25 protein-coding genes, 1 pseudogene, 1 CRISPR repeat array and 1 riboswitch are annotated in these 25,924 nt (G+C 67.5%); of the genes and pseudogenes, 13 read left to right on the top strand and 13 right to left on the bottom strand.

The annotated features are described in order from the left end of the window. Window positions 1-56 precede the first annotated feature (56 nt). From ACOQFL_RS18680 to ACOQFL_RS18705, 6 genes are read right to left on the bottom strand one after another with little or no spacing between them, the layout of a single operon-like run. Window positions 57-527 (bottom strand): hypothetical protein, encoded by a 471-nt coding sequence (locus ACOQFL_RS18680; RefSeq protein ID WP_435545473.1) that lies wholly within the window; start codon window positions 525-527, stop codon window positions 57-59. Further along, window positions 524-1,798 carry an RAMP superfamily CRISPR-associated protein gene (locus tag ACOQFL_RS18685; protein WP_435545474.1) on the bottom strand — a complete coding sequence of 425 codons (1,275 nt, stop codon included), beginning with the start codon at window positions 1,796-1,798 and terminating at the stop codon, window positions 524-526. The genes ACOQFL_RS18680 and ACOQFL_RS18685 overlap by 4 nt, the downstream gene beginning before the upstream one ends. Beyond that, window positions 1,795-3,003 carry a type III-B CRISPR module-associated Cmr3 family protein gene (locus tag ACOQFL_RS18690; RefSeq protein ID WP_435545475.1) on the bottom strand — a complete coding sequence of 403 codons (1,209 nt, stop codon included), beginning with the start codon at window positions 3,001-3,003 and terminating at the stop codon, window positions 1,795-1,797. The genes ACOQFL_RS18685 and ACOQFL_RS18690 overlap by 4 nt, the downstream gene beginning before the upstream one ends. After that, complete coding sequence (locus ACOQFL_RS18695) at window positions 3,000-3,557, bottom strand: RAMP superfamily CRISPR-associated protein (RefSeq protein WP_435545476.1); 558 nt, start codon at window positions 3,555-3,557, stop codon at window positions 3,000-3,002. Before ACOQFL_RS18695 ends, ACOQFL_RS18690 begins: the two co-directional genes overlap by 4 nt. Further along, complete coding sequence (locus ACOQFL_RS18700) at window positions 3,554-4,948, bottom strand: Cas10/Cmr2 second palm domain-containing protein (RefSeq protein ID WP_435545477.1); 1,395 nt, start codon at window positions 4,946-4,948, stop codon at window positions 3,554-3,556. The genes ACOQFL_RS18695 and ACOQFL_RS18700 overlap by 4 nt, the downstream gene beginning before the upstream one ends. Next, window positions 4,945-6,981: a TIGR03986 family type III CRISPR-associated RAMP protein gene (locus ACOQFL_RS18705; RefSeq protein ID WP_435545478.1), complete on the bottom strand. Its 2,037-nt coding sequence runs from the start codon at window positions 6,979-6,981 to the stop codon at window positions 4,945-4,947. Before ACOQFL_RS18705 ends, ACOQFL_RS18700 begins: the two co-directional genes overlap by 4 nt. 105 nt (window positions 6,982-7,086) lie before the next feature. Between ACOQFL_RS18705 and ACOQFL_RS18710 the strand changes: the two genes are divergently transcribed. The 7 genes from ACOQFL_RS18710 (at window position 7,087) to ACOQFL_RS18740 (ending at window position 14,474) form a co-directional block, all read left to right on the top strand. Next, entirely contained in the window at window positions 7,087-8,337 is a 1,251-nt protein-coding gene (locus ACOQFL_RS18710; protein ID WP_435545479.1) for a hypothetical protein, read from the top strand. Beyond that, window positions 8,309-9,013 (top strand): CRISPR system precrRNA processing endoribonuclease RAMP protein Cas6, encoded by a 705-nt coding sequence (gene cas6, locus ACOQFL_RS18715; RefSeq protein WP_435545480.1) that lies wholly within the window; start codon window positions 8,309-8,311, stop codon window positions 9,011-9,013. Before ACOQFL_RS18710 ends, cas6 begins: the two co-directional genes overlap by 29 nt. A gap of 548 nt (window positions 9,014-9,561) precedes the next feature. Then, complete coding sequence (locus tag ACOQFL_RS18720) at window positions 9,562-10,548, top strand: reverse transcriptase domain-containing protein (protein WP_435545481.1); 987 nt, start codon at window positions 9,562-9,564, stop codon at window positions 10,546-10,548. 99 nt (window positions 10,549-10,647) lie between these two features. Beyond that, window positions 10,648-11,637 carry a CRISPR-associated endonuclease Cas1 gene (gene cas1 / locus ACOQFL_RS18725; protein WP_435545482.1) on the top strand — a complete coding sequence of 330 codons (990 nt, stop codon included), beginning with the start codon at window positions 10,648-10,650 and terminating at the stop codon, window positions 11,635-11,637. Between the two features lie 7 nt (window positions 11,638-11,644). Further along, the gene (gene cas2 / locus ACOQFL_RS18730) at window positions 11,645-11,926 is read left to right on the top strand and encodes a CRISPR-associated endonuclease Cas2 (RefSeq protein WP_092521864.1); all 282 of its coding nucleotides are present in this window, start codon (window positions 11,645-11,647) and stop codon (window positions 11,924-11,926) included. Between the two features lie 186 nt (window positions 11,927-12,112). After that, a CRISPR array of direct repeats spans window positions 12,113-12,452; the repeat unit is 37 nt; unit sequence CCCGCAATACCTCGCCCGACGGACAGGGCATAGAAAC. A gap of 283 nt (window positions 12,453-12,735) precedes the next feature. Continuing rightward, a complete protein-coding gene (locus ACOQFL_RS18735) occupies window positions 12,736-13,584 on the top strand; it encodes an SAM-dependent methyltransferase (protein ID WP_435545483.1) in 849 nt (282 codons plus the stop codon). Between the two features lie 701 nt (window positions 13,585-14,285). Further along, complete coding sequence (locus ACOQFL_RS18740; RefSeq protein WP_435545484.1) at window positions 14,286-14,474, top strand: hypothetical protein; 189 nt, start codon at window positions 14,286-14,288, stop codon at window positions 14,472-14,474. 169 nt (window positions 14,475-14,643) lie between these two features. Here ACOQFL_RS18740 and ACOQFL_RS18745 read toward each other — a convergent pair whose 3' ends face one another. Continuing rightward, window positions 14,644-14,838 (bottom strand): DUF397 domain-containing protein, encoded by a 195-nt coding sequence (locus tag ACOQFL_RS18745; RefSeq protein ID WP_435545485.1) that lies wholly within the window; start codon window positions 14,836-14,838, stop codon window positions 14,644-14,646. A gap of 5 nt (window positions 14,839-14,843) precedes the next feature. Beyond that, window positions 14,844-15,698 (bottom strand): helix-turn-helix domain-containing protein, encoded by an 855-nt coding sequence (locus ACOQFL_RS18750; RefSeq protein ID WP_435545486.1) that lies wholly within the window; start codon window positions 15,696-15,698, stop codon window positions 14,844-14,846. A 451-nt stretch (window positions 15,699-16,149) separates the two neighbouring features. Between ACOQFL_RS18750 and ACOQFL_RS18755 the strand changes: the two genes are divergently transcribed. From ACOQFL_RS18755 to ACOQFL_RS18775, 5 genes are all read left to right on the top strand, one after another. Next, on the top strand, window positions 16,150-16,326 hold the full coding sequence (locus ACOQFL_RS18755; RefSeq protein ID WP_435545487.1) for a hypothetical protein: 177 nt from the start codon (window positions 16,150-16,152) through the stop codon (window positions 16,324-16,326). Continuing rightward, the gene (locus ACOQFL_RS18760; RefSeq protein WP_435545488.1) at window positions 16,323-16,808 is read left to right on the top strand and encodes a hypothetical protein; all 486 of its coding nucleotides are present in this window, start codon (window positions 16,323-16,325) and stop codon (window positions 16,806-16,808) included. The genes ACOQFL_RS18755 and ACOQFL_RS18760 overlap by 4 nt, the downstream gene beginning before the upstream one ends. Before the next feature lie 984 nt (window positions 16,809-17,792). Further along, entirely contained in the window at window positions 17,793-18,041 is a 249-nt protein-coding gene (locus tag ACOQFL_RS18765) for a hypothetical protein (RefSeq protein ID WP_435545489.1), read from the top strand. Between the two features lie 9 nt (window positions 18,042-18,050). Then, the gene (locus ACOQFL_RS18770; protein ID WP_435545490.1) at window positions 18,051-18,788 is read left to right on the top strand and encodes a DddA-like double-stranded DNA deaminase toxin; all 738 of its coding nucleotides are present in this window, start codon (window positions 18,051-18,053) and stop codon (window positions 18,786-18,788) included. Next, complete coding sequence (locus ACOQFL_RS18775) at window positions 18,785-19,249, top strand: Imm1 family immunity protein (protein WP_435545491.1); 465 nt, start codon at window positions 18,785-18,787, stop codon at window positions 19,247-19,249. Before ACOQFL_RS18770 ends, ACOQFL_RS18775 begins: the two co-directional genes overlap by 4 nt. Before the next feature lie 195 nt (window positions 19,250-19,444). Here the strand turns inward: ACOQFL_RS18775 and ACOQFL_RS18780 are convergent. Continuing rightward, window positions 19,445-19,663 (bottom strand): annotated as a pseudogene (locus ACOQFL_RS18780) (phosphatase domain-containing protein); the annotation flags it as partial. Window positions 19,664-19,749: 86 nt separating this feature from the next. On the opposite strand from ACOQFL_RS18780, the gene ACOQFL_RS18785 reads away from it, so the two are divergent. After that, window positions 19,750-20,562: a 3-methyladenine DNA glycosylase gene (locus tag ACOQFL_RS18785; protein WP_435545492.1), complete on the top strand. Its 813-nt coding sequence runs from the start codon at window positions 19,750-19,752 to the stop codon at window positions 20,560-20,562. A 42-nt stretch (window positions 20,563-20,604) separates the two neighbouring features. Here ACOQFL_RS18785 and ACOQFL_RS18790 read toward each other — a convergent pair whose 3' ends face one another. The 4 genes from ACOQFL_RS18790 to ACOQFL_RS18805 form a co-directional block, all read right to left on the bottom strand. Continuing rightward, window positions 20,605-20,898, bottom strand: a complete 294-nt coding sequence (locus tag ACOQFL_RS18790; RefSeq protein WP_435545493.1) for a HesB/YadR/YfhF-family protein — start codon at window positions 20,896-20,898, stop codon at window positions 20,605-20,607. Between the two features lie 73 nt (window positions 20,899-20,971). After that, on the bottom strand, window positions 20,972-23,866 hold the full coding sequence (gcvP, locus tag ACOQFL_RS18795; RefSeq protein WP_435545494.1) for an aminomethyl-transferring glycine dehydrogenase: 2,895 nt from the start codon (window positions 23,864-23,866) through the stop codon (window positions 20,972-20,974). A 181-nt stretch (window positions 23,867-24,047) separates the two neighbouring features. Next, a riboswitch (glycine riboswitch) is annotated at window positions 24,048-24,148 on the bottom strand. A 170-nt stretch (window positions 24,149-24,318) separates the two neighbouring features. After that, complete coding sequence (locus tag ACOQFL_RS18800) at window positions 24,319-24,885, bottom strand: MerR family transcriptional regulator (protein ID WP_435545495.1); 567 nt, start codon at window positions 24,883-24,885, stop codon at window positions 24,319-24,321. Window positions 24,886-25,184: 299 nt separating this feature from the next. Continuing rightward, window positions 25,185-25,661, bottom strand: a complete 477-nt coding sequence (locus ACOQFL_RS18805) for a bifunctional nuclease family protein (RefSeq protein WP_026152307.1) — start codon at window positions 25,659-25,661, stop codon at window positions 25,185-25,187. Between the last annotated feature and the right edge of the window lie 263 nt (window positions 25,662-25,924).

A 25,924-nucleotide genomic window follows, 5' to 3' on the forward strand; every position in this document is an offset into this window, starting at 1 on the left:
CGGATTCGCGGCGCGACCCTGCCTACGCGAAGGCCGCGCCGCGCGATGTTCGCCGCTCAGGTCGAGCCGAGCAGCTGCCCGAACTCGCCGGGCAGGCTGTCGCGGTGCCCGATGAAGGGCGCCGTGGTGCGGCGGTGGGGCACCAGCTGAATGTGGGTGTCCTGGTCGAGCACCCCGTCGGCGCCTCGATACTGCCGGATGCGCCCGTCCGCAGCGGCCCAGTGCAGCACGGGGCTGACATCGGGCCGGTCGATGACTTCCCGCCGCCATGAGGGCTCGACCGTCGTGTCGCCCACTGCGAGCACGACGGCCCACCAGTGGGGAGTGTCGATGCGGGCACGCAGCCAGCGGCCCGTCGTCCACGCCCACAGGTGGGTTGTGGCCGGTGGCTCGGCGGGCACGGCGTCCAGGTGGAAACCGTGGTTGTCGGCCCAGGCGGCGGTCCAGTCGTGGGTGAGTTCGTGCAGGTGCTTCCACTCGTCGTTCTCACGGCGAGTGCTGCCGTGCAGGGTCCAGGGTGTGCTCATGCTGCTTCCGGGGTGAGGAGATCGGCCAGGGGGCTGAGGTCGGGACGTGCCCAGCCGGAGCGCGTGGCGACGCGCACCGTGCCGAGCCCGGCCGTGCTGCGCCCGCCGATCCCGACGAGCCCGTCGTCGAGGTCGGTCACCACGGCGCGCAGCAGCAGCCGTTCGGTTTCGGTGAGGTCCGTGGCCAGCGGCTCGACGCGGAGCCGGAAGCGCCCGCTGGTGAGGACCTCGTCGGTGTAGAGCAGCCCGTCGGTGGCTCCTCCGGTGAACCTGTCGATGGCCACGTGCTGGCGGTGTTCGGGATCGGCGGTGGTCTCGATGGTGGCGTCGTGCACCGCGATCCTGCCGCGCCGACCGGTGCCCTCCGCACCCGTCGCGGGGCTGAACCCGAACAGCCGGCACGGAACGCACCCGCCGCACGACTGGTCCGTGCAGGCCACGGCCCCGACCGCGCGGCAGATGTACTCGGCTCGCGAGCGCAGCACGCCCTTGAGCGTCGAGCCCGGCACTACGAACTTCCCGCCGCTGCGCAGCACCCTGCTGATCTTGGGTCCGTCCTCGCTCTCCCGCTCGGCTTCGCCGGTGCCGATGTGGAGCCCGTCCACGATGTCGAGCTCGACGTCCACGACGGGCTCGGGCGCCGAGGAGTTCCCGTCCCCGCCGACGGGCGTCGGGTAGTCGTCCGGCCAGGTGAGGTGCACCCAGGCGTACAGCCCGTCCACGGTCGCGAGGTCGTAGGTGGCCTCGCCGACTCCGACCACCGTGCACAGTCCCGCCCCGACACCGGAGCCGCGCCCCAGGTGCGGTCGCCAACCGCGCAGCAACTCGACGAACCTCTCGTACCGGTGGTCCGGGTCGTCCCAGCGCAGCACCACGTCGAACTCGGTGCCCTCGGGCAGCAGTTCAGTCGCGTGCAGCGTGTGCGTGGCCGGGGCGCCGCGTTCGCGGTCGATCGCGGTGCGCCTGCGGAACTCGGTCTCCCCCGCCGGTCGGCAGACGGTGCCGAGCACCTGGACCGGGGACGGGGTGCGCGCGTCGGAGCCGGGTCTGCTGCCGAAGAGGTCGTTCTGGTGCTCGTCGGCGGCGAGGTCGGCACGCGTGTCGCAGTGCGCCCGGAGACTGCCCGCGACGGTGCTGCCGGGAAGCTGCGGGCGGCCCTTGTTGTCCGTGCGCAGCGGGAGGGTTTCTTCCGAGGCGTCGAGCGCCTCCGGGGCGGTCACGCCCCCCGCGGTCACCATGCGCAGTCGGAGAGTGATCAGCGAGCTCTTCATCCGTGCTCCATGTAATCCAGCAGCTGCTCGTAGAAGTCCGCGTCGGTGATGCCCAAAATCGTCCGGAGCGCCTCTCCCACGTCCGGGGGCATCTTGTGCGAGGCCCGGTAGTACGATTCATCGTCCACCGTGCCCCGCCGCAGCGGATCGAGGCGCTCGCGCAATTTCGGGATCAGTCCGGGAAGCTGTCGCAGCGAAGCCGCGACACTGGTCCACGCGGCGAAGCCGAGTGGTGGTTCGGTGCGGAACAGCGCGCCGAAACCCTCGCGACGCCGCAGCCCGACTCCCCTGGCCATGAGCGTGCGCAGCGCCTCCTCGGCGGGGGGTTCGGCACAGCGGACGCGGTAGGTGGAGCCCGCCGCCACGCAGCGTTCGGTGGGTTTGGGCAGCCCGCTGGCCGCGTGCCAGCCGCCGGTCTCGTCCCAGCGCGTCCAGGAGCCCCGAACCTCCGACGCCTCCACCCCGAGGGCCTCGGACAGCTCGGAAAGGTCGGGAGTGGTGCTGGGCAGCCCGAAGTCGTCGACGAACACCGCCGGGGCGGCCAGCCGCAGGACGACGTCGTTGCCGGTGGTTTCCACCGGCCCCGGGCTCACCGCGTGGTCGACTTCGACGGAGGCCTTGCCGCGCACGCTGCGCCGGGAGCCGAGCAGCAGCGAGGTGATCGGGGTTCCGTCCGGGTTCAGGGCCCGGACGGCTTCGCCGTGCAGCCATCCGTGCAGCCGCAGCCCCTGGCTGAGCGCCCGCTGGCTGAACAGCGCGCTGTCCTCCGCCTCACCGTCGGCCGTCAGTGCCGCCGTGGTGCGGGTGGTGGTGGGTATCCCGCCGCGTGCTTGCCCCTTGCTCCGTTCGAGCGGTCCTTCGCAGTGCGGGCAACGCTCCGCGTCGTCGTCGAAGGCCTCGTCCCACCAGAGCTGGTGGCACTTCCGGGTCGGTTCGTACTTGTGCACCCGCACCGACAGCGGGATCGGCAGGCTGGCCGGGGTGTGCAGCGGCCCGAAGCTGCCCCTGCCCTCGAAGATCGAGGTGAACTCCGGGGTCGTCGTGACGCTCTGGCCGCTCCGGCGTATCCAGTCGGCCGCGATCGCCCCGCGCAGCACCGATCCGGGGATGTGCTCGTGGGTGTCCTGCCGGTGGTCGGACTGCGCGTTCTTACCGGTGGCGACGGTCTCGTCGAGCAGGACGGTGACCCTCGCGTGCTCGCTCATGCTGCCCCCAGCTCGAGAAAGGTCTCCACGTCGGACCGTTCGATGTCGATGTCGCTGCTGATGGTCACCCAGCCCAGCCCCCGACGGCGGTCGGCGCCCAGCGAGCGGGTGGCCCGGGCCGCGACGGCCAGCACCAGCCGGTGGGTGCGCAGGGTCTCGTCGTCGAGGAAGCCGCGTTCGGTGACGGTGAACCAGGCGTGCTCGGCGCCGATCTGCTCGCGGACGCCGAGCATGTCCTCCTTCGCGGTGTGGGTGTCCCGGTCGATCTCCAGTCGCGCGGCCGCCTTGGGCCGGTGCCAGCCGTTCTCGTCGGGCGCGGCGTCGCTCCAGCGCCACGGCGACTCGTGCCGGGGTGAGCCGAACACGCTGCCCACGATCTCCGCGTTCTTACCGAGGAGTTTGACGGCTGTGGCCCGCATCAGGCCCTTGAGGCTGGTGCTGGGCAGCGGCAGCTCCGGGTCGATCGCCGCGTCCAGTTCGTCGCGGGCGTGGCCGGTGGAGACCCGGAACGGGGTGTGGAAGGTGATGTCGAATCTCAGGGTCGATGTGCTCATGCCGTCCTCCACCAGCGCGTCATTCCCACGGCGTGCTCCAGGCTCACCGGGCCGTCGATCAACCGTCGCACCAGCTCGTCCAGCCCGATCCGTTCGGCGTGGCGCATCAGCTCCGCGTGGCCGCCGTCGCGGGCCAGCGCGGCGAGGTTCGCGCGGGCGGACCCGCCGCAGTCGGCCAGCCGCGACAGCTCCGGCCAGCTCGCCGCGAGGTCCTCGACGGAGACGCTGGGGCGATCGTGCACGGGCAGCGGGCCGTCGTGGGTGACGTCCTGCCACGCCAGGGCGGCGGTCAGTCCTCGGTGTTCCTTCTTGGCCCGCTTCAGGTGTTCCTCGGCGAGATCGATGGCGGAGGACAGCGGGCTCTTGTGGTGGTGGAACACCACTCCCGTGGAGATCGTCGGGGTCGTGATCCCGGCCAGGTCCGCCTCGGCCAGCCGCGCGCCCAGGTACTCGGAGAACCGGGTCTGCAACGTGTGGGCGAACGCCCAGGCGCGATGCGCGGGAACGCTCACGAGCACGTCGTCCCCGCCGATCAGGTGGGCGATCACCGGAAGCATGGTGGCGTCGTCGTCGGTGATGGTCTCGACCGCGTCGAGCAGCGCCGACCAGGTGGCGTGCTCGATCGAGGCTGGCAGTTTGAAGGTGGTGCCGCGTCCCCGATCCTGGGCTTCTCGGACCTCGTCACCGAGACCGCCGATCGCGTTGCCGTCGGCGTAGACGGTGGCCAGGTGGGTGTTGTCGCGCCGCTCGCCCAGCTCGGCCAAGACCTGCGAGGTGTCGGGCACGGCCATCGGCCGCTGCGGAGGACGGTCTTCCCAGCCTTTGAGCAGGTCACGTTCGGTGCCGGGGGCCATTTCCTGCCTGCGGCTGGTGGAGTAGCCGGCGTGCTCCTCCCGGAGCAGGCAGTCCGGGCACAGGGACTTGAGCTCCCGCTTCTCCTTCGCCCCGACCATCCGTTGCCTGCTCGCAGGCCAAGTACGGCACCAGTCGCACTGCTTGCCCGGTGGCCATTCGGCGACCACGGCGGGCCACTCGCGCTCGGCGCGCACCGGGCCGTTCTGCGCTTCCAGCCAGTACTTCCCGGCCCGTAGCTCGGTGCGCAGCGAGGCGCCCGGAAGCAACGAGCGCAGGTGGGTGGTGACGTGGTCTTCGACGCGGGAGACGGCCTCGGGCGCCTCGCTGTGCATGACGAGGGGGACCACCCCGTCGACGTCTCCCGCTTCGGTGCAGCGTTCCACGATGTCCTGCCAGCCGGTCAGCAGTTCGTCGATTTTGGCCGGCTTGGTGGCTTCACGGATCATCGCCGAGGCGCCGCGGCGACCACGCAGGTGGGGCGCCCGGCTCAACCACGACTGGATCCGCACGACCCCGATGTCCAGGTACAGGCTCACGTGCGCTTCCCCTTCCGTCCCTCGTGCGGGTGGGGATGCTGGTTCGGCAGCGGGACCGCCCGGTCGTCGGTGACGATCTCCATCGACTGCTCGGTCGCGGACAGATCCGGCAGCGGGGTCAGCGGGTAGCCCCTGCGCTGCCCGGAACTCTCATCCCGGGACAGTTCCTCGCCGCTGGTCTGCTTCCAGAAGTCGTGGCCCTCGTCGAACTTCTTGCCGTCGTCCTCGTCCCCGTCACGATGTGCCCAGCTCGCCCCCGGCGGATACCAGACCGCGTCGGGTTCGACGGTCTCCGGGGAGAGCGCCTTGCCCAGCAGCGGCCACAGCCGCCGCACCGCCGGGGCCTGGCCGCGCGCCCACTCGTCGAACTCGGCGAGGAAGCCGTCGATGTCCAGCGGCACCGCGTCGCCGGTCGCGCCGTAGCGGGTGCCGGAGCGCCAGACAGCGCTGTTATCGCTGTCCACGGTGAGCGTGCAGGAGCCGTAGCCCAGCGGGCGTCCGCCGCCGATGTGCTGCCAGACGCGCTGTCCCAGCAGCTTCCTCGGTTGGAGCGCCGCCAGCAGTCCGCCGAGCTGGGCCTCGTCGAGGTCGGTGAACGTCAGCGTGACGCGGAAGCGGCTGCCCTGGGGGATCAGCGTGGCTTCGCTGATCAGTCGGCTCTTGTCGAGCTGGTGTGTTCGGGCCTGGCCGCGCCGCGGCGGGTCGGAGCCTTCGAGCGGGGTGTGCCAGTAGTACTTGCGCCCGCGCAACCGGCGGCGCTGGTTCCCCCGATCGGCGACCGAACCCCACTCGCGCAATGGCTGTGTACTGGCGTTGCCCTGGGTGTTGCGGTCGTTGACGAGGTAGAACTGTCCCGATCCGGGGCGGGGCACGCCCATCGGGGGCAGGGTCACCTCCCGGCCGTGGATCTCGTCGAGCGCCAGCGCGTCACCGATGCGCACGTGACCGGCGTAGGAGTGCTGCCTGGCGTGGCCGCTGTCGTTGCCGCTGGTGTCGGCGGAGCCGAACAATCCGCAGCTCGGGCACAACCGGCGCGGGTCCTCGCAGGGCAGCAGCGCGGGATCACCGACGCGTTCGCTGGCCGGGTACTCCCCTCGGCGGCGCCAGATCATCGCCTGGCGCACGGCGGTGACGGTCTTTCTGTCCCGCTCGTCGACCCGGACCCACACCGGCTGTCCCGGTCGCAGGCGCTTGCTGACGGCCCAGCGGCGGCCGAGGGTGAGTCTCGTTTTCGGTTCACCGTCGGGCTGGTAAGTGTGGATCACGGGTACGTAGCGGTTGTCCGCACCGCGGTCGTGGGCCCGCTGGGTCCGCAGGTCGTCGGCGCCCTCGATCGCGTACCGATAGGCCTGCCAGACCTCCGGGGCGACCCGGACCCGGTCGGACACCTCCGGCAGCTTGCGGATGTGCGCGCGGTAGGGGTATTTCTTGTCGCGCACACCGGCGTCGCTGAGGAACACCACCCAGTCCCCTTCGTCGGAGCGGGTGGCCTCGGACGGTTTTCCGGTGTGCTCGTCGAAGGTGACCTCCAGCCTGTCACCGGAGGTCAGCGGGGCTTCTTCGCTGTGCAGCCGGAGCAGCTCGTTCTGGTGCAGCCGGTGCGTCCGCGTGTCCCCCTCCTCGCAGAGCTCCAGCTCGGGCGGTGAGTCCTCGTCGTCGTGACTCACCACCACCGCCAGCCGCACCGTGCCGATCTCGTCGGAATTCGCCGAGGCGCGGTAGCCGGGGACGAACTCGTTGTCGAACACCCGCAGGCATCCCCCGGCCAGGGTCTCGTGCAGCGAGCGCAGCGCGCCTTTCAGCGAGGAGCCCGGGATCATGACCGTGCCGTCGGGACGTCGCGGCAACCGGGGCCGCTGCTCGTCGTTGGCGGTGATCCCGCGCACCAGCAGCGGGGTTTCGGCCGTGATCGTGACGGTCAGTCGACCGGACAGCAGGTCGCCCCGCCCGCTGTGGCCGTGCGGCGCGGAGCGCTTCGGCGCCGCGTCCGGCAACGGCACGAAGGTGTATGGGTTGACGAAGGTTTCGGCCACGCGATGCCTCCCCAGCAGGCCTGCTCGATGTTCACGTGATCACCCCACGATGATGATCTGTTGCGGTAGGTTACCGAACGCGTGCGGATCGTGAGAGGGGTATCGATGAAATCCTTGCGCCGCGTCCTGCCGAGCTGGGGCCAGCTGCCCATGATCGGATCCAACTGGTCCGTGGTGATACTCGGCGCGTTCATCACCGCCTCGCTGGCACTCGTCGTGGAGGACTTCTTCCCGAGGGATTCCGACGACGGCCGGGTCGTGCCGTGGCGGATGGGGTTGCTGGTGGCAGCCGTGCTGTTGCTGCTGGTGGTGCTGGGGCTGCGGGCCATCACGCAGGACCAGCGGGGCACGCTGTTCTACGTGCAGCTGCTCGACGAGTCGATGCCCAACCGACACGAGCAGCCACTCGCCACCGCCCGGGACCGGCGCATGTCGATGCGTTCGCTGACCCGGTGGGTCGACCTCAAGTCCCGCCTCCACGGTGGAGTGATCGACTGCGTGGAGCCCTCCCGCGAGCTCAGTCAGGCGCTGGAGGAGGCCATCAACACCGATCGCGACGACACGGGTTACTCGGTCGCGCCGAACATGTTCTGGCCCATCGCCCTGGCCGTCGGGTTCTCCCTGCCGCACCCGGACAGCCTGCGGATGCTGGAGTTGCAGCCGCAGAACCAGGGCACGCCCCCGAAATCCACTCCCTCCGAACGGAAGCCGGAGCGCAGCGGCGGCTCCTCCTCGCGGGCGGAGATCGAGTACCCGCTCGACACCGACCCGGTGAGCCTCGTCAAGGCCGAGCCGAGCGTCGCCGATTCGCAGGCGAGCCGGGTCGGTGTGTGGTTGGCGTTCACGCCACAGGCCAAGCACTTCTCAGCGGCGGAATTCGCTCAATTCGGGGTGGGGACCGTCCACACGCTCACCTATCAAGGCAATCTTCCGGGCCGTAACGAGTACGAGCCGAATTTTGGCCGCGGCCAACTCGAACGCATGGGCCCGGAGATCGCCGAGAGGCTGGCCGTGATCAAGGCGGGCGCCGGGGAGCGGGAACTCGTGGTCGTGGCGATGGTGCCCAAGTCGGTCGCGTTGGCTCTCGGCTGGCACCTCTCGCAGGAAGCGCCCGCGTTCTTCCGCGGCACGCATCTGATGAACTTCGACCAGGCCGAGCGGCGCTACGTGCCGATGCGGGTGCGGGAATCGCAGCCGACCACACCGCCGCTGCCGCAGCCGCCGCCACAAGCGGAGTCGGCACCGCAGGCACCTTCGCCGACGCAGCCCGCCCCGGAGGCGACCTCGGTGGCGGTGAACGGCAACGGACACGGGAAGGAGGCCGACGGTGCCGGCGACGATACGGCTGACGCTTGATCAACCGGGTTCGGCGCGGATCTATCCGGCTCGGCTGCACGGTGCGGCCTGCGCGGTGCTGGAGTCCGGCGGTGGTGAGCACCGGCAGCAGCGCAAGCCGTTCGCGGTGTGGCCGCTGCGGGATCTCGACGGCCGCACCGGCTGGCAGCTCGGGTGGCTGGCCGAGCACGACCCGCCCGCGGTGCCCCGGCGGATCAGGCTCGGCGAGGCGCACTGCCGGGTGCGCGAGGTGGATGTGGACGGTGTCAGCTACGCGCGGCTGGCGAACTCGGAACCCGCCCGGCACGCTCAGCTGCGGATGATCAGCCCACTGTACTTCTCCCGGAACGGGCGCGATCATCCGCTGCCAGATCCGGTGCTGATCGTGCGCAACGCGGCGCAGCGCTGGAACGCGCACGCGCCGGAACCGCTCCGCGTCGGCGATGAGCAGCTGCGCGCGATCACCGGGGCGGTCTTCCTGCACGACCTGGCGGGTGAGACCGTGCGGACCCCGGTCTCGGCGACCATGGAACAGACCGGGTTCGTCGGCACGGTTCGACTGGGTCTGGCCAGGAACGCCGAACGTGTCACGCGGGGTCTGTTCGCGGCCCTGATGCGTTTCGCCGCCGTGGCCGGTGTCGGGGCGCAGACCACCCACGGCTTCGGCGGTGTCCAGCTGGAGGAGCTCGATCCGTGAACGTCGCGGTGGACACGGGGCGCGGGGCCGCCCCGCTCGCGGGCGCACCCCGACCGGTACACGACATCCCGGCGAGGACCGGAAAGCGCCCCGGTCCTCGCGAACGTCGTTCACGCAGGACACGGGATCACTGCGGCAGCGAGCGACAACGGTGTCCGGCCATTCGTTGATCACTCTTGCCGAGGTGCTCGCAACCCGCTACGATCACGCACGTCAGACCCCACCCACAACCACATCCCCCGCAAAACCTCGCCCGACGGACAGGGCATAGAAACATTAGATCAGACCATGTTCGAAATATGACCAGTGCCCGCAAAACCTCGCCCGACGGACAGGGCATAGAAACTATTGGCGAGAACCTCCACCCCATTCAGACTCCCCACCCCGCAAAACCTCGCCCGACGGACAGGGCATAGAAACCAGGTTCAGGCTCGATGCCTATATGCCTGCAGTAGGCCCCGCAAAACCTCGCCCGACCAAGAGGAAACACACGACCTCAGTGACCGTTGAATCGCGATTCTGTGCGACTTCTTTTTCAGGGGATGGTCATGGGAGTTCTGTATTCGCGCGCGTTTTCGCAGCAGGGGCTGTTGGATGCTTGGGAGGAAGTGCGCGATGCCGCTCGGGACGACGGACGTCCCAACAACGAGGTGGAGCGGTTCGAGGCCGACGCGGCGCGCTCGATCAGTGACCTGGCCGAGGAACTGAGCGACGGGACTTGGCGCCCGTCGCCGGTGCGGCGGGTGGACATTCCGAAATCCTCCGGCGGCGTACGCCGTCTCGGGGTTCCGGCTCTGGTCGATCGGATCGTGGAGCGTGCCCTGCTGGCGGTGCTCGATCCGGAGATTGATCCGCTGCTGTTGCCCTGGAGCTTCGCCTACCGGCGCGGTCTGGGGCCGAGGGACGCGGTTGACGCGTTGACCGAGGCCCGCGACAGCGGCGCGAGCTGGGTTGCCAGAGCCGACATCGAGGACTGCTTCGACCGTATCCCCCTGTGGGAAGTGATGCGCAGGCTTCGGGAAGTGGTCGACGACGAGCGGGTGGTGCATCTCGTCGGCATGCTGCTCGATCGACCCGTGCGCGGTGCGCGCACGGCCGTCCGCGACAGAGGGCGTGGGTTGCACCAGGGCAGTGTCGTCTCTCCCCTGCTGAGCAACCTGTATCTGGACGTCTTCGACCGCGCGATGCTCGGCTCCGGGTGGCGCGTGATCCGCTACGGCGACGACTTCGCGATACCCGTGTCCAGCCGACACGAAGGCGAACAAGCTTTGCAGGCAGCCGGTAACGAACTCGAAGCACTGCGACTGGACCTCAACACGGGGAAATGCCGTGTGGTCTCTTTCGACGAGGGCGTCCGTTTTCTCGGTCAGACCGTCACCACCTCCACCCTGGGCACGGCCGAAATGCTGTCGCACCCACTGAGGAGTCCTTTCACAGTAATCTTTTCGTGCCGCACGGGTGATCAGCCTGAGCACGGTGATCGGCTCCGCCGTTCCACGTGGATGGATTGCAAGGCAGCAGGGCACGTGATGTAGGTGGCTACCTGATGTGCCCTGCAACGCGGCAAGCCGCCGCGTGGGGCGGCGGTTCACCGACCACGCAGCCAAGTCATTCCGAAAGTAACCCTGAGACGGTTGTCTACGTCGACCGCCAGGGCAGTCGTGCGAGTTCGCGGGGACCGGTTGATCGTCGTGGACGGCGAGGAATCGCTGCTGCGGCTGAACCTGCGCCGGATCCGCCAGGTCGTGTGTTTCGGACGTGTCGGGTTGACCACCACGTTTCTGCACCGGGCCGCACAGCGAGGAATCGAGGTGGTGCTGCTGACCGAGCAGGGCACGCTCGGCAGCCGTTTGACGCCGCCGACCACCTCCGATCCCTCCGCGCGGCGCGTGCAGTACCGGGCCGCCGAGGACTCGGCGGTGGCCCGCCGGTTCGCGGCGGAGTTCGTCGACGCCAAGATCGACAACATGAGGGTGTCGCTGTTGCGGGCCGCGCGTCGGCGCGACGACGGTGAGGCCTCGGAAGCGGCCGAACGATTACGGGCGGCGGGAAAACGCGTGGCTGACGCGGACACGCTGGACGAGGTGCTGGGGCTGGAAGGGAGTTCGTCCCGCGAGTACATGCGGGGTCTGCGGCGGCTGCTCGATCCGGAGTGGGACTTTCAGGGCCGGCAACGCAGACCGCCTCCCGACCCGGTCAACGCGATGCTCTCCTACGGCTACACGCTGCTGTGCCACGAGGCGATCGCCGCGCTGGAAGCTGCCGGGCTCGACCCGATGGTGGGTTTTCTGCATCAGCACCGCTGGGGTCGGCCCGCACTGGCGCTGGATCTGATGGAGGAGTTCCGGCCGATGACGGTCGACGTCGCCGTGTGGCGGGTGGTGAGCACCGGGCAGGTGCGGCCCGAGCAGTTCACCACCGAGCCCGACATCGGCTGCCGAATGGGCGACGACGCCAAGCACACCTTCCTGGCCGCGTACGAGAAGCGCATGCTCACTCTCGTCTCGCACCGCGGTACCGGCCGTCGCGTCTCCTATCGGATCGCCCTGTCGCTGCAGGCCAAGGCGGTGGGCAAGACCCTGCTGAATTCCGACGAGCCGTATCGGGCCTTGCGGTGGAAGTGAGGACGCCGTGATCGTTCTGGTGACCTACGACATCGTCGACGATCGGCGCCGCGACGACGTCGCCATGCTCCTGTCGGGCTACGGCCCCCGCGTGCAGCTCTCGGTGTTCGAGTGCGATGTGCGCGACCAGCGCGAGCTGCGGACACTGCGCGCGAGCTTGCGGGAGCGGATCGACCCGCTGGAGGACCAGGTGAGGATGTACCCGACGACTTCCCAAACGTTCAACGAGCGCTACGTCATCGGCGCCCGGACCGTCGAGGAGCGCGCCGACTACTGGATCGTCCGATGAGCCGGTACGGATCAACTCTGTTGGCACCCGAATCGGGGTCAGTCCTCGCGAGTGTCGTTCACGCAGGTCACAGGGTCACTGCGACAACGAGCGACAACGATTTCCGGCCGTTCGCTGATCACTCTTGCCGAGGTGCTCGCAACCCGCTACGATCACGCACGTCAGACCCCACCCACAACCACAACCCCCGCAATACCTCGCCCGACGGACAGGGCATAGAAACTCTTCGGTCATCTGGTACTGACCCTCGAGATGGAGAAACCCGCAATACCTCGCCCGACGGACAGGGCATAGAAACTCGCAGACAACGTAGGTATGTGCCTGCACCGGCTCGCCCCGCAATACCTCGCCCGACGGACAGGGCATAGAAACTTCCGGGCGGTGGATCTAGTGCAGAGAACGTGCACGTCCCGCAATACCTCGCCCGACGGACAGGGCATAGAAACGGTTACTGCGAAGAAAAGAGATTTCCCTCTTCATCGATATCAACCCGCAATACCTCGCCCGATGGACAGGGCACAGAAACTCTTTCAGCACCGCCCATTCCTCATGCGAAAAAAGGCGCTCGCACAATCTCGTCCGTCGTCAGGAATGAGAACGGCTAGTTCTGGACGATGATCCGGACGCTCCTCCTGGGAGCACGCGGTTTGTTCCGGAGTCGGTTTGGCCGTGCGGTCGAGAGGTCGGGGTCGATTCGCGCTGGGGAGCGATCGCGTGGGGCTACCGCGTCTCCGTCTCGTCGTAGGCGCGAGTCAGCCGTGGGTCAGGCCGTGTTCTTTCGTGCGCTCCGTGACTCGTGTGGAGGCGTGATGTCGGAGATTCCCCGTGACGCGTCGGGGTCGGCGCCGCTCAACTCCGAGGACGCGGACACGACGAGACCGTCGGCCGCCCGCGCCTACGACTACTATCTCGGCGGCGATTCCAACTTCCCGGTGGACCGCGAGTTCGGCGATCGGATCCTGGAGCGCGTCCCGTTCGTGCGGGACTTCGCGCGCACCAACCGGGCGTTCCTGCGGCGCGCCGTGACGTGGCTGTGCGAGCGAGGAATCGATCAGTTCCTGGACATCGGATCGGGCATTCCGACCGTCGACAGCGTGCACGAGATCGTCCAGCGGTCCCAGCCGGCGGCGCGCACCGTCTACGTGGACCACGACCCGGTCGCGGTCGCACACACCTCGACCATCCTGGACCACACCGACCCCGACCGCGCCCGGACCGGCGTGCTGCGTGCCGACCTGCGCGGACCCGCCGAAATCCTCCACGCCCCCGTCACCACCGAGCTCATCGACTTCACCCGCCCGGTCGGCCTGCTCATCGTGGCGACCATGCACTTCATCGCCCCCGACGACGACCCCAGGGCACTGCTGGCGCACTACCGCGACGCGCTGCCCACCGGTTCCCACCTGGCGATCTCGCACCTGACCCTGGACGGCGTGCCCGAACAACTGCGCGAACAGGGACGCGACCTCGAACGGATGTACGCCCGCACACCGAACGCCGGCTACTTCCGCGAGCGTGCGGAGATCACCGCCCTGCTCGACGGCTACGAGATCGTTCCACCCGGACTGGTTTGGGCCCCGGAATGGCATCCCGAGCACGAACAACCGAACGACCCCGCCACCACCGCGACACTCGCGGCCGTGGCCCGCAAGCCGTAGCGGCGACCGTGTTCAAAGCACCCGCACGCCACGAGCGCCACGTCATCGGCGCTCGGACCGTCGAGGCGCGCGTCGACTACTGGATCGTCCGATGAGCCGGTACGGATCAACTCTGTTGGCCCCCGAATCGAGGCCGGTCCTCGCGAACATCGTTCACGCAGGCCACAGGCATGCTGAGCCAGCGCGCGGCAATGGTGTCCGGCCGTTCGTTGATCTCACTTGCCGAGTCCCTCGCGACCCGCTACGATCACGCACGTCAGACCCCACCCACAACCACATCCCCCGCAAAACCTCGCCCGACAGACAGAGCATAGAAGCTTCAGGACTCGACCAAAGAGGTAGTCGAAGTCTGCCCCCCGCAAAGCCTCGTCCGGCCAAATAGGACTCAAGAGGAGAGCGCCGGATTCGTCCAGCTACGGGGAAACGTCTCGGTGCGGCTTTTCAGCGACACGTACAGGAGGCCACACCAAGAAATCGGGAAGTGCGGCGAACCCGTGCGGTTGCCGAGTCGGCACAGCAGCTGACGATACCGCCCCTGCCGCACCGATGTGGACTGAGCGATGTCGGACGATCAGCTCGCGAGGCCAGAGGGGCCGAGGTGGTCGTGCCGGGACGCCACCTACGCGACGTGACCCGCACGGTGGACCTCACCCGCCCGTGGGACTCCTCCCGGACCGGGTGAGACGCGCTGGACTACCGTGGTGGACGCGGTCGAGCAGGTCCTGACGCAAGCCCAGTGGCGAGCACGCGCCGAGCGACACCGCAACCGCATGCTGCACTGGACGCAACCACATCACGAGCGGCAGCGGCGCGACGAGAAGCACCCGGTGCTGGACTTCCTCTTCACCTGCTACGGACCGGGCCAAAATCAGCTGCTTTTGCCCCCCTGACCACTGGAGTCAAAACCGCAGCGCAGTACGCGACGCCTCGATATGGCATACCCGGTTATGTCACGAGGGTTTCCCGCTGTTGCTCGGGACAGTGCTGACTCAGCACTCATGAAGCGGACACAAAAGCAGCGCCCCCGGTTCGTCCGGGGGCGCTGCACTGTTCGCTGGATCAGTCGAACCAATCGGCCTTCACCGCGTCGACGAACGCGGTGAAGGCCTCGGGCTTGGTGCTCAAGACAGGAGAGGTCTCCCCTAGTTTCGAGTCCCGAATCAAGGCAGATCCCGGAACGTTGGTGGCGACCTCCACGCAGTTGCCGCCTTGGTTACTGCGGCTGGACTTCCGCCACTCAGGTTGCGTGCTCACGGGCTCTACTCCTTCGAACGTGTCATGTGCTCGTGACGGATGCTACTGAGCCGTTCTCGTGAAGCCTGTGTCGGGAGGGCCTGTCCTTGGAGTTCACTGAACAGGCGACTCAACTCCGCTACATCTCGTAGGTCGTCAATGACGTGCCCACCCAGCGGAGTATCCGAAAACGCGACATCGCTATGACCAGCATCAGCGAACCGAAGCACAGTGATCGGACCAACGGAACCCACGTGCGCTCCCGCTTCGTACGGCAACACTTGCAAGTTCACAGTCGAACGCTTGGCTTCTCGCTCCAGGCGTTCCAGCTGAGCGGCCATGATCACAGGTGATCCCACTTCCCGACGCAGGGCTTCCTCAGCGATCACCGTGTGCAGTGTGAACCCTCCGCCTTCGTGGAGCCGCTCCTGTCGCCTGAGACGGATCTCAACCCATTCATGGAGTTGGTTGTCCGTCAGCTTAAGACGACCGACCTTGTGAATCTCGCGAGTGTAGTCCTCCGTCTGGAGGAGGCCGGGGATCACACCGAGTTCGAAATGGAACATTTCCGCTGCCTCAGCCTCGAACCCGACGAACGGAGCCAGATGTGTAGGTAGCTTGTAGCTGTGCCACCAGCCTCGCTGACGACTGTCCCTCCGAAGCTGCTGAAGATGCTCCGACAGCTCTTCCGAGGCACCATAAAGCTGGAGGAGCGCCGTAAGATCCTGGGCACTGATGCGTGAGTACCCACGTTCCCAGTGACCTACGGTTGCTCGACTTCGCTCCACATGCTTCGCAGCGTCCTCCAGAGAAAGACCGTTCTCGCTGCGCAGAGCCTTCAGCTGACGACCGAGATGTACTTCTCGTGCGGTCCCTGACATAGCGCCAGCCTCCCACGGTAGAGGGCGATGAACTGCATCACCTGATCGAGCGTATTGATACGTGATCGTCTAATAATTACCGTCTCACGTATGGAACGACTGAACTACCGTCCGCTCCCGTTCCGACACGGAGTGCATCGCTCACGCAGCCCTCGTCCGAGACCGGACGAGCTGCCGCACGTGACCGAGCACGCGATCCCGGTGGGCCCCGCGACAAGCGCGGAGCACTCCGCCACCTACACCCTCTGTTGGAGACGGCATCGGACACCCGCGCGGGGCGGCACCCCGCGACGAGTCACGCGGTGCCGGGACTGCCGCCGTCTTCAGGCGATCCGCGAGCTCCCGGATGGACGGTGAGTTCGGTGTTTCTGGTCCCGATGGTCCTCGTCGCGTGCGTGACGACGATCTGGCTCGTGGTGGACATCGCCGCTGATGTCCGTGAAAGGTAATCGTGCGAACAGAACTAATCCTCGCGTCGGCGGCTCTGGTGGCCGCGCTGCCTTGGGCGGTCGTGCTCTACGACCTGCCGCGACTGGAACAGCGACGAGCCCGAAATCGGGCCAGACGAACCACTCGGCGAATGTGGGAGAGGTATCCGGAATCACGTCCGAAAGGAGGTGTGCTGTGAATGTCATCTTCGCTCGGCTGAACGAGAACCACCCTCCGATGGTGCGCTCGGTCCACATCTTCGCTCCGAGCGAGAACATCGGGCTGGACGGAATACGGAAAGCCTACTGCGGATTCATCACCCACTACAGCAACCTGGAAAGCACGGAAGCGTTCGCCGGGATGCCGTGCGAGCTGTGCCTGAAGGACGCGCCGGTAGAACCGGCGGAGACCGCACCGGCCCGCCTTCCGGAGGCAGCGAAGCGGGAACGAGAACCGGAAATCGACCTGAGCCGTCCCGCCTACGCGGCGTCGCTGAGCGACGACCGGATCTGGCACGACATCTCGGCGCCCCTCCTCGTCAGGAACTATCGGGACGGCCACGCAGCACAGACGATCTGCGGCCACTTGGGCTGGTTCACCCCCGGAACACCGCCGTCGAACTGGCAGCACTGCCCCGAGTGCGAGCAGATGAGCTCGCACATACGCAAGCACGACTTCTAAACAGTTGAGTCAAATGGGTCGTGGTTACATCCTCGCCTTCCGGGGCGACCTGAATCCAGATGTCCCCACTCGAAGTTATTTCACTCCGATACTCGATTCGGTCATAGCTGGCTCACCCTCGATCACCAGCGACATCTCACGAGAAGCAATCAACGGTTCAGAGAACTTAGCCATCGGAGAACTCGACGATATGGACTTCCGATCGGACCGGTAGATGGTATTCCCACTTCCTCTCTCAGTGCTCACCGGCTTATGCGGGGCGGCGGTGCTCGCCACCCCGATGTGGTGGCACTTCAGTGAACGAAGACCTCGGCACGCGGAAGCGGATCCGGGAACACTGACGGTTGGGTAGCCGCGACGACAAATGACGGACGAACCTCGGACCCAGGAATTGCCGGTGGCACGACTACCCCGGTACTCCCATTGGTCCGGCACGCTGCCTGCGGTATCCCCAGAAGAAAACCACTCCGGTAGTCCTCACCTACCGGAGTGGCCCGCGAAGACTACCACCACGGTCGTGCCCACCTCGTTCGCTGACCCGGAGCTCGATCTGATGCGTCGCGTCCTGAACGGGTTACGCCGCCTCTGACCACGGTCCAACACTGCCGATCCCCGACATCCGGTGTTGGGCCGTCCCCGTCCGGCCGGGCTACTCCCCTCCCCCGTCCCGGCCGGACGGGTCCCCACCAGGAGAGACATGACCAAGACAGCTACCGCCACCCAATGGGTCGCCCGTCGCCGTACGGCCGCCAGTCGATCGCAGGCCTGCTGACTCCGCCGCACCACACGGACCCCATCAGCAACGGCATCACCACGACGGCGGTGGTGCTTTCAATGGTGATCTCCGGTGGCGGAACGGTCCTGCTCCCCAAGTTGCTCCTGCGTCGCATTCTCGCGTGGATCTGGCTCGCGAGCTGCACGAGCGGAGCAGCGCTCATCACTGGCGATGACGCGTCAGAAGTGTCTTACTGATCGGAGACCGTAATGCTCGAAGAAATCCGCGGCCAGTTGCAACAGATCACCGATACCGCACCCACCGGCGAACTTGCGGCCCTGCGAAGCAGGCTGGCGGACCTACGCGGGTTGCTGTACCAGGTGGCCGGAACCAGCACCAACGATGACGTGCAGCGATCCCTTCAACTGTTCGGCATCGCCCACGAGAAGGTAGGCGAGGCGATCCAAGCCGTAGCGCAGGCCTCCGAAAACGTCCGCACCTTCTCCGCCGTCCTGTAGGGGATCGCCATGTCCCACGTGGAAGAGGTGGGCAACACCCTCGGCGGCATGCTCGGACAACTGCCGCCCGAGCGACTCCACCAAGTACGCGCCTGGATCGAGGAATACGCCCTGCCCACCCTGGCCGAAGTCGGCCAGGGCAGCACCTCACCCGAATTGCAGGAGGGCTATGCCTTGTTCGAGCGAGCACGTGAGCTCATCGACGACGTACTCGCGCTGTCCGAGAGCACCCGCGGACACCTGGTCAACTATCTCGCCACCCTCGGCATGACCGGCGACCAGCCCCCACCGAGTCTGCCCCACCCCTCGACCTTTCCACGCGTTCCCACCGACACGGCCCGCGACCGCACCTGGATCGACCAAGTCCGCGAGCGACTACCCGACTACACCGGAGGACAAACCACCGGACTCGTCTACGACCAGGACGGCACCGAACTCACCGAAACCAGCGGACGCGACGACGAATCCGAACGCGCCCGCCTCACCCTGCACAACTCCACCGTGTTCCCTCCGGGAAACCCGAAAGGTGCACCCGGTGTATACACCCACGTCGAAACGAAATACGCCCAACGGATGAAAGAACGGGGGCAGACCTACGGCGTCGTCGTCCTCAACAATGAGATGTGCACCGGCTTCCAGAGCTGCGCCGTAGCAATCCGAGCCATCCTGCCCCGCGGATCAATACTGGCCGTGTGGCAGCCCGGCGCAACGCAACCGATTGAGATCCGAGGAGAAGCCACTCCATGACCACCCTCGAAACCGGAACTGTGCTCACCGCGGTGTTCCACCACCTGTTCCGGTACGCACACACAGCGAACGAGATCGACGAACTCGTGCGGACACTCGTGCACGAGCCTCCACGCCAACCCACCGAGGTCTACGTCTGGGATCGCCCCTGTCACCAGTCGCCGGACGGCACGATCAACGAGTTCCCACGTCACAAGCTCCGGGTCTGCACACGGCCCGACCTCGGATGGGGTGCGATCAGCTACCACAACGGCACGCCCGAACAGCAGGACCTCGTCGACAGCTACAACCCCCACACCACCGACGAGACTCCGGCGATGCTGTTCGACCCCGAAGGCGACCTCTGGTTCCCCGCCTCGGCCTCGATCCCACTGGACCAGGCCCGAGAAGCCATCATCGAGTACTGCCGTACCGGGACACGTCCGGAGTCCGTACAGTGGCAGCCCGGATACTGGTTCTGAGCTAAGCACCCGAAACACCAGCTCGGCTGGTGAGCAGCTTACTCCTGATCGAGGCCAATCCTCTGTCAGCCACCCCGTTCTCAGAAGCGGAGTGGCTGAGTCATGGGTCAGAAATTGCCTTCGGCCACCTGTGTGCGGGTCGGACCGAGCGACCGTCACGCTGCTACGACGTGGGTACGGTGGATCTGAGACGCGGCGAACTCGGCAGTGATCTCGGATGTGCCGGTCGAACAGCTCCAGGTTGACCGTCGAGTCCTTCCGGCAGTCGCCGGGGGCTCGCGTGCAGAGCTCGTGCGGTATGTCGAGGTGCCGGTCGAGCCATGCTTCCGTATCACGTCGAGGAGCAAACGCACCGGAACGCATGAGGCGAGCCACGCGGGTCGCAAGCAAAGGCTGGTCAGCACGCGCCGACATCGTGCTGACCTCAAGGAGGGAGCAGGGCGGTGGTTGTCCTCACCCAAGAGGAGTGGCAGGAACGCGAACGCGTATTTCAGGAGCGCATGAAAGTATATACCGTGCCGCACCGCGAGCGGCAGCGGCGCGGCGAGAAGCACCCGGTGCTGGACTTCCTCTTCACCTACTACACCCAGCGCCCGTCGAGGCTGGAGCGCTGGCAACCGGGTTACGGCGTGGCGCTGGAGGGCGGCGCGAAGTTCCTCGACCGAAGCGGCTACACCGAGACGCCGGACGGCGTGATGGTCGCGCCCGAGGCGCTGACCCCGCGGCTGCTCGACACCGCCGACTTCGTGCACCGCCTGCTGAGCGCCACGGAGTCACGACCGGCACAGCTGGGCTGCTTCGGGCTGCACGAGTGGGCCATGGTCTACCGGCTCACCCAGGACGAGCTGCGGCACGCGGAGTGGCCGCTGCGGCTGGGAGAACAGGGCACCAACGAGGTCGTCGAGTCGATGCGCGTCCAGTGCAGCCACTACGACGCGTTCCGGTTCTTCAGCACGGCCGCCCGGTCGCGCAACACGCTGCAGCCCACCCAGCAGGACCGGGTGAACCTCGAACAGCCGGGCTGTCTGCACAACAACATGGACGTCTTCAAGTGGTGCTACAAGCTCGGCCCGCTCGTGCCGGCCGAGCTGACGGCCGACGCCTTCGAGCTCGCCGCCGAGATCCGTGAGCTGGACATGCGTGCCAGCCCCTACGATCTCGGCGAGTTGGGCTACTCCCCCGTCGAGATCGAAACCGCCGCGGGCCGTGCGGAGTACGTCCGCCACCAGCGGGCGTTCGCCGAACGAGCGAGCTCGCTGCGGCAACGGCTCATCGAGGTGTGCAGTCCACCGCTGGAAACGCGCGTGGGGTGACCGCGACGGCGGCCACCCCACGTCGACACTGCTGCGCTCGAGTCACTCGCTGACCGTCAGGCCGAGCTCCCCGTTGTCGTCCCGCTCGGCGTCCAGCGTCTTGTCCCCGAGCACCGTGGCGGCCTGCTCGTCCAGGAAGACCCGCACACCGGACTGCTCGACGACCTGGTCACTGTCCTCCGGGGCGTCGGCCACGGCCGCCTCCAGGCTCTCCGCCGAGGCCTCTCCCTCGGATCCCTCGGACGAGCTGATACGCAGACCGGCCCCCTCGGGGGACTCGCCACCGACCAAGATCAGTTTGATGACCTCGGCCGCGTTCTCGCTGATGGTGAGCATCTGCTCTAATACCCCTCTCGGAGTCGGTCACGTAAAGAGCCCACGGTAGTAGACGACTCCGCTGAACGCTCGATTACCCCTCGTAAGCCGACAGGGGCGGGCAGGAGCACACCAGGTTGCGGTCCCCGCGAGCCTGGTCGATCCGCCGCACCGGGGGCCAGATCTTGTTCTCCGGAGCGCCCATCGGATAGACCGCGTCCCACCGGCTGTAGGAGTGCTCCCACTCCCCCGCCAGCGAGGCGGCGGTGTGCGGAGCGTTGACCAGCGGGTTGTCCTCGGCGGACCAAGTACCGGCCGCGACCTTGTCGATCTCGGCGCGGATCGCGATCATCGCGTCGCAGAAGCGGTCCAGCTCGGCGAGGTTCTCACTCTCGGTGGGCTCCACCATGAGCGTGCCTGCCACGGGGAACGACATCGTCGGCGCGTGCAGCCCGTAGTCGGCGAGCCGCTTGGCCACGTCGTCGACGGACAGCCCGGCCCGCCCCGTGACGTCACGCAGGTCGAGGATGCACTCGTGGGCGACCAGCCCGCCGCCTCCGGTGTAGAGCACCGGGAAGTGGTCGTGCAGCCGCTTGGCCACGTAGTTGGCCGAGGCCACGGCCGTCAGCGTGGCGCGGCGCAACCCGTCGGTACCCATCATGCGGACGTAGGCCCAGGAGATCGGCAGGATCGAGGCGCTGCCCCACGGCGCGGAGCTGATCGGCCCGACACCGGACTCCGGCCCCGCCTGCGGCTGCAGTGGGTGGTTCGGCAGGAACGGCGAGAGGTGCTCGCGCACCCCGATGGGGCCAACACCGGGACCGCCGCCACCGTGCGGGATGCAGAAGGTCTTGTGCAGGTTCAGGTGGGACACGTCGGCACCGAACCTGCCCATCCGCGCCAGCCCGATCAGCGCGTTGAGGTTGGCGCCGTCCACGTAGACCTGACCGCCCGCGTCGTGCACCAGCCCGCAGACGTCCTGCACCGTGTTCTCGTAGACCCCGTGCGTGGACGGGTAGGTGATCATGATGGCGGCGAGCTCGTCCTGGTGCTTGTCCACCAGCTCACGCAGGTGATCCATCTCGATGTTGCCCGCGTCGTCGCAGCGCACGACGACCACCCGAAGCCCGGCCATGACAGCGCTGGCGGCGTTGGTGCCGTGGGCGCTGGCCGGGATCAGGCACACCTCGCGCTGCTGCTGGCCACGTTGGCGGTGGTAGGCGCGAATGGCCAGCAGACCCGCGAACTCGCCCTGGCTCCCGGCGTTGGGCTGCAGGCTCACCGAGTCATAGCCGGTGATCTCGGCCAGCCAGTTCTGCAGGTCCTCGACCACGCGCAGCATGCCCGCCGCGTCCTCGGCGGGAGCGAACGGGTGCAGCTCCCCGAAGGCCGGCCAGGTGATCGGCTCCATCTCGGCCGCGGCGTTGAGCTTCATGGTGCAGGAGCCGAGCGGGATCATGCTCCGGTCCAGGGCGACGTCGGAGTCCGAGAGCCTGCGCAGGTACCGCAGCAGCGCCGTCTCCGAGCGGTGCCGGTGGAACACCGGGTGGGTCATGTACTCGGTGGTGCGGCGCAGCGCCGTGGGCAGCGCGTCCGAGGCCAGGTTGTCGAGCTCGTCCACCGGGGTGAGGCCGCCGTCGGTCAGGCCGAACGCCTGCCAGACCGAGGCCAATCGCTGCCTGGTGGTGGTCTCGTCACAGGTGATGCCCACGTGGTCGGCGTCGACCCTGCGCAGGTTCACGCCGTTGCGGCGTGCGGCGGCGACGATCTCGTCGGCCCGGCCGGGCACGCGGGTGAGCACGGTGTCGAAGAAGTCGTCGTGGCAGACCTCCACCCCGCCGCGACGCAGCTGCTCGGCCAGCACGGTGGCCATGCGGTGCGTACGGGTCGCGATGGCACGCAGCCCCTCTGGACCGTGGTAGACGGCGTACATCGAGGCGACAACGGCCAGCAGCACCTGGGCGGTGCAGATGTTGCTGGTGGCCTTCTCCCTGCGGATGTGCTGCTCCCGGGTCTGCAGCGCCAGCCGGTAGGCCTGATTTCCGTCCGCGTCCACGCTGACCCCGACCAGACGGCCGGGAAGCTGGCGCTCCACGCCCTTGCGCACGGCCATGTAGCCCGCGTGGGGACCGCCGAAGCCCATCGGGACACCGAACCGCTGACTGGTCCCGACCACGACGTCGGCGCCGATCTCACCGGGGGCACGCAGCATCGTCAACGCCAGCAGGTCGGCCGAGACCACGGCCATACCGCCGCGCCGGTGCACCTCGGCGATGACTTCCTCGTGGTCGCGCACGGCACCGGAAGCGCCGGGGTAGGCCAACAGCGCACCGAAGAACTCCCCTTCGGGAAGCCCGGCCGCACCCTGCGAGAGGTCGGCGTGCACGATCTCGATGCCGAGCGGCTCGGCACGCGTCTCGATCACCGAGATGGTCTGGGGCAGCGCATCGGTGTCGACGACGAACCGGGGGGACTTCGAACGCCCCGCGCGGCGCACCAGGGTCATGCCCTCGGCGGCGGCTGTGGACTCGTCGAGCATCGAGGCGTTGGAAACCGGGACGCCGGTGAGATCGGCGACCATCGTCTGGAAGTTGAGCAGGGCTTCCAGCCGCCCCTGGGAGATCTCGGGCTGGTACGGCGTGTAGGCCGTGTACCAGGCCGGGTTCTCCAGCACGTTGCGGCGGATCACCGGAGGGGTGATGGTGGGGTGATAGCCGAGGCCGATCATCTCCACGTGGGGGTTGTTGCGGTCCGCGAGCTCGCGCAGCTCGTCCAGGGACTCGGCCTCGGTAGCCGGTTCCGGCAACGCCATCCGCATGTCGCGTTCCCGGAGTCCCGCCGGGACGGCTTGTTCGCCGAGCTCTTCGAGGGAACCGACACCGATCACATCGAGCATCCGAGCCAGCTCAGCCGGCATGGGGCCAACGTGGCGGTCGGCGAACGGGGTTCCGTGCTCGAGAGCGGCCAACGGGATACGTTCGTCGGTCATCGCCAAAACCTCAATCGTCGGGCATCTCGGACAGGGCAGACAGCACTCGGGTGAGTTGCTGACCTCCCCCTCTGTCAATGCCCGCGAAACGGGCGCCTGAGAGCTTCGCCCGGTGTGGCGGGCTTGCACCGTCGGCGGGGTTCACCACGACGCTGTGGCGACTCCCTCTTTCCAGAGGTATCTCGCCCGTACGGTCCCAATAGCCTGAGAGGTTGTCGGGGAGGGGTTGCTCCTTCGGCGCCGTACCGAGTTGCTCGGCACGGTCTCTCCCGTACGGGGTCGGCGACGGGTGTGAGCGTACCTCATATCGCCCCGTCCAGGGAGTGTGTGGCAAGGTGCACACTCCTCGAAAGCGCCACGAAAGCCCGGCCCCACCCCGCTCACCGTGGCTCCGCTCGAGCGGATCCGGGCGGTGAAATCTGGTGGGGAAATCCCGTGGGAAACCCCCGCGATCACCCGGTTTGGCGGTCCCGACGCTTCCGGGAGAGTTCGTCCTCGTCCGGTGTGCGGAGGCCACCCCCGTCGGCGCGTTCGGCGGGGAAATCGTGGATCGTGCCGGTTATCTCGCGCATCGCCCCACTGACAGCGATTCCGAAAACACCCTGACCACCACGTAACAGATCAACCACGTCTTCCGCCGAGGTGCACTCGTAGACGGTTGTCCCATCACTGAACAGCGTGACCCCGGCGAGATCACGCACCCCGCGACCACGCAGATGATCCACGGCGATGCGAATGTTGTGCAGTGATACGCCCGCATCCAGCAGCCGTTTCACCACCTTGAGAACCAACATGTCCTTGAACGAGTAGAGCCGCTGCGAACCCGACCCCTCGGCGAGCCTGATCGAGGGCTCGACCAGCTCGGTACGGGCCCAGTAGTCCAACTGCCGGTAGGTGATACCGGCGATCTGACAGGCCGCGCGTCCTCGGTAACCGACCAGCTCGTCCGGAAGCGCCGCGTCCGGGAACAACTCGGCTTGTTCTACGTTCGTATCCAGCCGTGATGCGTTTTCGACCACGCACGCCTCCCCTCGGCCGACCCACGGCGGCCATCGGATCCGGAACCGCAGTCGTCGACACGTCCGAATCCGATCTCGTCACGCCCCCATTCGCTCGACCACCGCGCGCACGTCCACCGTGTCACTCAACAGTATGCTCGCGGAAAACGGCGGTCAACACGACGCGCGGAACGCCCTGTGGAAGTCTCGCACCACTTCGGTGCTCCGCACCAGCGGGGAGACGCCCCGATCCCCTTCAGATGTTCGAGACGTTCCCCGCGACCCGTCGCGCGAACAAGCACCACCGCGACCGAAGCGCCTCAGGTGTCGGCGCCGCGGAAGTCCTCCGGCGAGACCGAGTCCAGGAATTCCTTGAACTTCTCGACCTCGTCCTCCTGCTCGTCGGGAATCAGCAGTCCCGCCTCGTCGAGCACGGACTGCTCGGCGTGGATCGGAACACCGGTGCGCAGTGCCAGCGCCACCGAATCACTCGGCCTTGCCGAGACCCGCACATCGCCGTCGAAAACGAGCTCCGCGTAGAAGGTCCCTTCCTGGAGGTCGGTCACCCGCACTTGTTCCAGCTCTCGCCCGAGCGCACCGACCACGTCCTTGAGCAGATCGTGGGTGAGCGGCCGCGCAGGCCGCACCCCCTGTTGCTCCAGGGCGATGGCGGTAGCCTCGACCGAACCTATCCAGATCGGCAGATACCGTTCGCCGTCGGTCTCGCGCAACAGCAGGATCGGCTGGTTGGCCGGCAGTTCCACTCGCACGCCGACGACGCGCATCTCGCTGCTCATCGTCAAATCGCCTCCTCCAGCGCGCCGAAGCGTGACATCTCCTTCGAGGATCGCGCACCGACGCCTTCGACGCTACCCGCGATACGGCGAAGACGCCGCCCACACAGGCGCCGACCGCTTCCCTCGTCCCGTGGATCACCCGATGGGACGTATACACCGTACCCCGCCCACCCGGGTGATCGGGCATGTCCCACAGCGGCGCGATCTCGCCGGACGGAACCGGTGCGGCTGCTCCGAAAGGTCCACGAGCGAGCTTGGCTCGC

Origin of the sequence: Actinopolyspora sabaoui (assembly GCF_051225635.1) — a bacterium.
GTDB lineage: Bacteria > Actinomycetota > Actinomycetes > Mycobacteriales > Pseudonocardiaceae > Actinopolyspora.

Coding starts and splice junctions, on each gene's coding strand:
- ACOQFL_RS18680 (WP_435545473.1), bottom strand. CDS start 527: ATGAGCACACCCTGGACCCTGCACGGCAGCACTCGCCGTGAGAACGAC.
- ACOQFL_RS18685 (WP_435545474.1), bottom strand. CDS start 1,798: ATGAAGAGCTCGCTGATCACTCTCCGACTGCGCATGGTGACCGCGGGG.
- ACOQFL_RS18690 (WP_435545475.1), bottom strand. CDS start 3,003: ATGAGCGAGCACGCGAGGGTCACCGTCCTGCTCGACGAGACCGTCGCC.
- ACOQFL_RS18695 (WP_435545476.1), bottom strand. CDS start 3,557: ATGAGCACATCGACCCTGAGATTCGACATCACCTTCCACACCCCGTTC.
- ACOQFL_RS18710 (WP_435545479.1), top strand. CDS start 7,087: ATGAAATCCTTGCGCCGCGTCCTGCCGAGCTGGGGCCAGCTGCCCATG.
- ACOQFL_RS18720 (WP_435545481.1), top strand. CDS start 9,562: ATGGGAGTTCTGTATTCGCGCGCGTTTTCGCAGCAGGGGCTGTTGGAT.
- ACOQFL_RS18735 (WP_435545483.1), top strand. CDS start 12,736: ATGTCGGAGATTCCCCGTGACGCGTCGGGGTCGGCGCCGCTCAACTCC.
- ACOQFL_RS18750 (WP_435545486.1), bottom strand. CDS start 15,698: ATGTCAGGGACCGCACGAGAAGTACATCTCGGTCGTCAGCTGAAGGCT.
- ACOQFL_RS18765 (WP_435545489.1), top strand. CDS start 17,793: ATGCTCGAAGAAATCCGCGGCCAGTTGCAACAGATCACCGATACCGCA.
- ACOQFL_RS18770 (WP_435545490.1), top strand. CDS start 18,051: ATGTCCCACGTGGAAGAGGTGGGCAACACCCTCGGCGGCATGCTCGGA.
- ACOQFL_RS18775 (WP_435545491.1), top strand. CDS start 18,785: ATGACCACCCTCGAAACCGGAACTGTGCTCACCGCGGTGTTCCACCAC.
- ACOQFL_RS18785 (WP_435545492.1), top strand. CDS start 19,750: ATGAAAGTATATACCGTGCCGCACCGCGAGCGGCAGCGGCGCGGCGAG.
- ACOQFL_RS18790 (WP_435545493.1), bottom strand. CDS start 20,898: ATGCTCACCATCAGCGAGAACGCGGCCGAGGTCATCAAACTGATCTTG.
- gcvP (WP_435545494.1), bottom strand. CDS start 23,866: ATGACCGACGAACGTATCCCGTTGGCCGCTCTCGAGCACGGAACCCCG.
- ACOQFL_RS18805 (WP_026152307.1), bottom strand. CDS start 25,661: ATGAGCAGCGAGATGCGCGTCGTCGGCGTGCGAGTGGAACTGCCGGCC.